General features: G+C 53.3%; 3 protein-coding genes and 2 tRNA genes. 1 reads left to right on the forward strand and 4 read right to left on the reverse strand.

The window, feature by feature from the left end:
- From ACR0P9_RS07565 to ACR0P9_RS07580, 4 genes are all read right to left on the reverse strand, one after another.
- Nucleotides 1-261: UvrD-helicase domain-containing protein (locus ACR0P9_RS07565; RefSeq protein WP_432618855.1), on the reverse strand; the 261-nt coding region annotated here is incomplete at its 3' end.
- Nucleotides 239-3,613 (reverse strand): PD-(D/E)XK nuclease family protein, encoded by a 3,375-nt coding sequence (locus ACR0P9_RS07570; RefSeq protein WP_432618857.1) that lies wholly within the window; start codon nucleotides 3,611-3,613, stop codon nucleotides 239-241. The genes ACR0P9_RS07570 and ACR0P9_RS07565, both read right to left, overlap by 23 nt.
- Before the next feature lie 91 nt (nucleotides 3,614-3,704).
- Nucleotides 3,705-3,780, reverse strand: a tRNA-Gly gene (locus tag ACR0P9_RS07575).
- 5 nt (nucleotides 3,781-3,785) lie between these two features.
- Nucleotides 3,786-3,861 (reverse strand) — tRNA-Phe (locus ACR0P9_RS07580).
- Nucleotides 3,862-4,105: 244 nt separating this feature from the next.
- Between ACR0P9_RS07580 and sigG the strand changes: the two genes are divergently transcribed.
- Complete coding sequence (gene sigG, locus ACR0P9_RS07585) at nucleotides 4,106-4,876, forward strand: RNA polymerase sporulation sigma factor SigG (protein WP_432618859.1); 771 nt, start codon at nucleotides 4,106-4,108, stop codon at nucleotides 4,874-4,876.
- Nucleotides 4,877-4,936: the final 60 nt, after the last annotated feature.

Genomic DNA, 4,936 nt, shown 5'->3' on the forward strand with positions numbered 1-4,936 from the left:
ACGCAGATTTTGCGGCTGTTTTGCCGCCAAATCCGTCAGGGCATCCGCAATCTTGCCTCGCATCTCGCTCGCCGCCGCTTTGGTAAACGTCACGATGAGAAAAGAATCCACATCACAGGGATGTTCCGGATCTGTCACGCGATCGAGGACGCGCTGAACGAGTACCGCCGTCTTGCCGGAGCCTGCCGCCGCCGATACCAGCAGTGTGCCGCCGCGGTTATCTATCGCCTGCCGCTGTTCATCGGTCCATGAAACGCCCATGTTTGTTGTCTCCCTTCTCCTCTTCTTCCACACTCTGCCAGAATTCTTCTGCCGGAATCTTTTTGATTTTATGTGCTGTATCGCCCAGCTGTGTGTCAAAACGACAAATCGCACGATACGGACACCACGTACAGGTATCTTCCGTCGGACCGCGGCGCACCGGCTTGGCCTCCATGCTGCCGTGCATCAGCTCGCGTCCCATCTCTCCCAGTACACGGCGAATATGCCTGCTCAGCTTGCCCAGCTTTTCTATGCTCGCCAAATTGGACAGACTACTCTTATTCGGCTTGTCTCCGGACGCCAGATAGCCGAGCGGCAAAAACTCTGCGTCTTTTTGAATGCCGTGCTCCATGGCATCAATGACCGCCTTTTCATCGAGCAGCAGACCGGAACGGCGCAGTTGCTTTTTGCGCATAGCATCCAGCTCTGCCTCTTCTGCATCCCGCTTGGCATCGACAATCACCTGTTTGGCAGGAACATACAAAGCTCCCGCCGGTACAATGCGGTCGATATGCTGGGCGAGTTTATCCTGATAGTGCTGCAATCCCTGCTTTTCGATAGCAAACAAATACAGCAGCAGCTGAATATTGAGTCCATACCACAGATCAGACAGCTCGAATTTTTTCGTGCCGCTCTTATAATCCAAGACACGGATATATAAGGTACCATCCTGCACATAGCCGTCTACACGGTCAACCTTTCCGTTTACTTCCAGCTGCCCCTCTTTGCCGCGAATGAGAATCGGCGGCAAATCACCTTGCCACGAAAAGTCCAGCTCAAAATCTATCGGCTGAAAATCCGACCGCGCCATTTCCTCCAATACATTATCTAAAATATCCTCTGTCATGTGCAGCAGGCGGCGGAACAAATGCCGGAATCGCGCGGAATACTGCTCCAATCCGCCGAGCTGTGTCTCGACATAAATCGTCGTCCATCGCCGCGCCAGCTTGTGTACGGTTTCCGCCTCCGGCAAGCCGTCCGGATTCTGTTCCCGCACTTGTTTGAGCGTATGCTCCAAGACAAAATGCAAAAACGTGCCGGTTTCCGGCGCGTCAAAGGACGCGCGGCGGCGTTCTTTTGCCCGCAGTCCGTAACGCAGAAAATACGCATACTGGCAGCGGTAAAAGGCATCGACACGGGACGCTGTCATGCGGATTTTTTTGCCGTACAGCTGATGCACGACCTCCGAATTGTGCAGCGGACCGCGCGCTGCGCGTTCTATCGGCTGAATGGGAATTGTCTGTGCCCGCAAGGCCGCCTGCGCCGCCGGAGAACGATCTCTGGACGCGCCGCAGCACGCCAAATCAAAGCGCGGACGTTCCGCCTCCAGTCGATAGCTCTGTTCCAATTCTTTTTCTTTGGTCTCTGGCAAATCCCGCAGTAGCTGCCGCAGGGCGCCAATCAAAAACGACGGACGTTTATCTCCATCCGCTCCCACCGTGCTCCAAGACAGCAGCAAATCCTGCGATGCCGACGCCAGCACGCGATACAGTGCCGCTTGTTCCTGTTCCATGCGGTCCTCGCTGGTTTCCAATTCCACTTCCAAGCCGAGCAGCTGAGAGCGTTCGCTGTCAGACAAAATGCCGCCGGTTTCCCCCACAGAGGGCAATATACCATCATTGACGCCGAGCACCAGCAAATGCGGAATTCCCGTCTTACACACGCGGTCAATCGAGCCACAGGTCACGCGATCCAACGACACTGGAATGGTACCGACATCATATTCTGTCAGCACCAAGCCGAGCATGGTGACAAACGCATTGGTCTCCATTTCTGTGTCGCCCTGTACCCACGCAAACTGCTCCATTGCCTGCATGAGAATCTCCCACAACTGCCGATACTCCTCTGCGGTCTGCAAGCGTCCGGCCTCTTCATGCAGCTGTGCCCGCGCGGCAATGCTGTCCGGCGCACCGATTCGCTCCAAAAAGGCATACAATGCCTGTGCATACTGCGATGCAGTCTGTGCCTGCTCCAAATCCTGCTGCAATGCCTGCAACGGCTGTACCGCTTTCTCGCGCAGTACATTGAGTGCGGCGAGCTTTTCCCGTGCTTTATCATCTAATTCGCCGCCAAAGCTATCCGGATGTCCGACAAATGGCTGCAGCCATTTGCTGCCGCGAATGCGCCGGAACAGCACATAGTTTTCCAGCAAATCGCATTCCTCAGCGGTCAGACCAGCAAACCCTGTTTTCAGATAGGCAAAGATGTCCTCATACCGCCAGCCATTCGTCACTGTGTGCAGGGCTGAGCCAACCAGAGCCAGCACCGGCTTTTGCAAAATGTCATGCTTTTCACTTAAAAAAATCGGAATCTGATAGCGTTCAAACACCAATTCCAGCACCGGCGCATAGGCATCAAAATTTCGCGCTGTCACGACAATATCCCGCCGCCGTGTATCAGTCTCACGCAGCAGTTTTCGGATATATGCCGCCGCAAATTCACATTCCGAGAACAGATTGCCCGCTTCGTGCAGATACATGCTGCTTTTATCGCTGTCAAACTGCTGGGTTCCCGCACACAAGCCATATGCTTCTGCTATCTGCAAATCATGCGGCCGCGGCATACGCATCTGCTCCATGCGCTGGATGTCCAGCGGCTCTCCGCAGGCGTCTGCCAATCGCTTGAGCCGTGACACCGCGTGCATGGTCTCCGGAAACTGTTCCGGCTGGCGAAGATCGCCGGTCAGTGCAACAGTCATCGGCACATGCCGCCGCAGCAGTGCCGCGAGAATGTCCAATTCCTGTCTGTTAAACTGATCGAAACGGTCTAAATACAGCTCCGCTCCATCAAAAATCGTACAATCAGGCAGTCTCTGGGCGATTTTTGTCATCTGATCGCGCGGATCCGGCAAATCCTCCTGTGTCATGGTCTCATATACCGCACCAATCTGACCCAAATCGCGCAGCTTTTCCGCCAAATGTCCTTCTGCTTCCGCCGAAGCATCCAACAGCTGTTCCGGAGAAATGCCATTGGTCTTCATCTCATCTATCACTTGCAGCAAATCGCGCAAAACATCCGGTCGGCGAATCGCGCCGCCATATACATCCAAGGCATCAGACGAGCGGCGCACCGCTTCATATAATACGAGCAATCGTCCCGCCGGTGTCAGTTCCACTTCTGCCAAACCACCCGCCTCGGCAAAGACACGATTGGCGATGCGCCGAAATGTCAGCACTTCCGCAAAGCGTGCCCCGCGATTATTGGTCGCCGCCGCAAGCATCCGCTCGTACTCATGCGATGCCAATTCCGGCACAATCAAAATTTGTCGTTTGCCGCTGCTCTCCCGCGCAGCGATGCGCCGCAGAATCTCGGTCGTCTTGCCGGTTCCTGCACGCCCTATCATCAGCTCCATGCCATATTCCTCCCATGATATTTCCTGAGCTTTTAGTATACCAGCAAATAACGAAAAAAGACAGCCGATTTCTCGACTGTCTTTCAAAATTTGGAGCGGATGACGAGGCTCGAACTCGCTACCTCCACCTTGGCAAGGTGGCGCTCTACCAGATGAGCTACATCCGCATATGTGGTGCCTCCGGGCGGAATCGAACCACCGACACGGGGATTTTCAGTCCCCTGCTCTACCGACTGAGCTACAGAGGCGAATCGTCTTTCTGCTGCGCTGTCGCAACAAAAAGAGTATTCAAAACGCTTTTTTAGGTGTTTCTCGTATCAAACACCGCACTCTCAAGTGCTTGTTTAGTATACCGTAGGAATCCAGAAATGTCAAGGAAAATTTTTAAATTATTTTATGTTTTTTTCTGCGACATTTTCTACTGGTATGATTTGGTCTTTTCACGGGGATACTGATGGATACAAAGATTTCTCAAAACCAGGAGGCGAAACCATGCCGAATAAAGTAGAGATCTGTGGAATCAATACTTCCCGCTTGGAAGTGTTGTCCGCTGAGGAAACCGATGCCCTATTGCGCCGCAGCGTCAAAGGCGACCGCGCTGCCCGTGACCGCTTAATCTCGTGCAATCTGCGGCTCGTCCTTCGTGTCATCCAACGCTTTTCCGGGCGCGGAGAGAGTATGGACGATTTATTTCAAGTCGGATGTATCGGTCTAATGAAATCCATCGACAATTTCAATGTCGATCTCAACGTTCGTTTTTCCACTTATGCGGTTCCGATGATTATCGGAGAAATCCGGCGATACCTGCGCGACAACAGCTCGATTCGTGTCTCCCGCTCCATGCGCGACACTGCCTATCGCGCCTTGCAGGCAAAAGAAGCGTTTGTCAATGCCAATCAGCGGGAACCGACGATGGAAGAGCTGTCCCGTGCCATGCAGGTTCCGCGAGAAGATATTGTCTTTGCGCTGGATGCCATTCTCGATCCGGTCTCTTTATATGAACCGGTATTCGAGAGCGGCGGCGATGCTGTTTACGTTATGGATCAAGTCGGAGACACCAAAAACACCGACGAGCACTGGCTGGAACAAATCGCACTGAAAGAAGCCATGCAGCAATTGTCCCCACGAGAACAAAACATTCTGCGTATGCGCTTCTTTGAAGGACGCACACAAATGGAAGTCGCCAACGAAATCCATATTTCTCAGGCGCAGGTATCCCGCTTGGAAAAAAGTGCGCTGTCCCGCATCCGAAAACAAATCTAATTGTGTCCGTTCTGTCCTTGACAGATGATTTTCCCTCCGCTATCCTGAAGATAATCTTAG

The organism is Butyricicoccus sp., assembly GCF_050872565.1.
Classification (GTDB): domain Bacteria; phylum Bacillota; class Clostridia; order Oscillospirales; family Butyricicoccaceae; genus Butyricicoccus_A.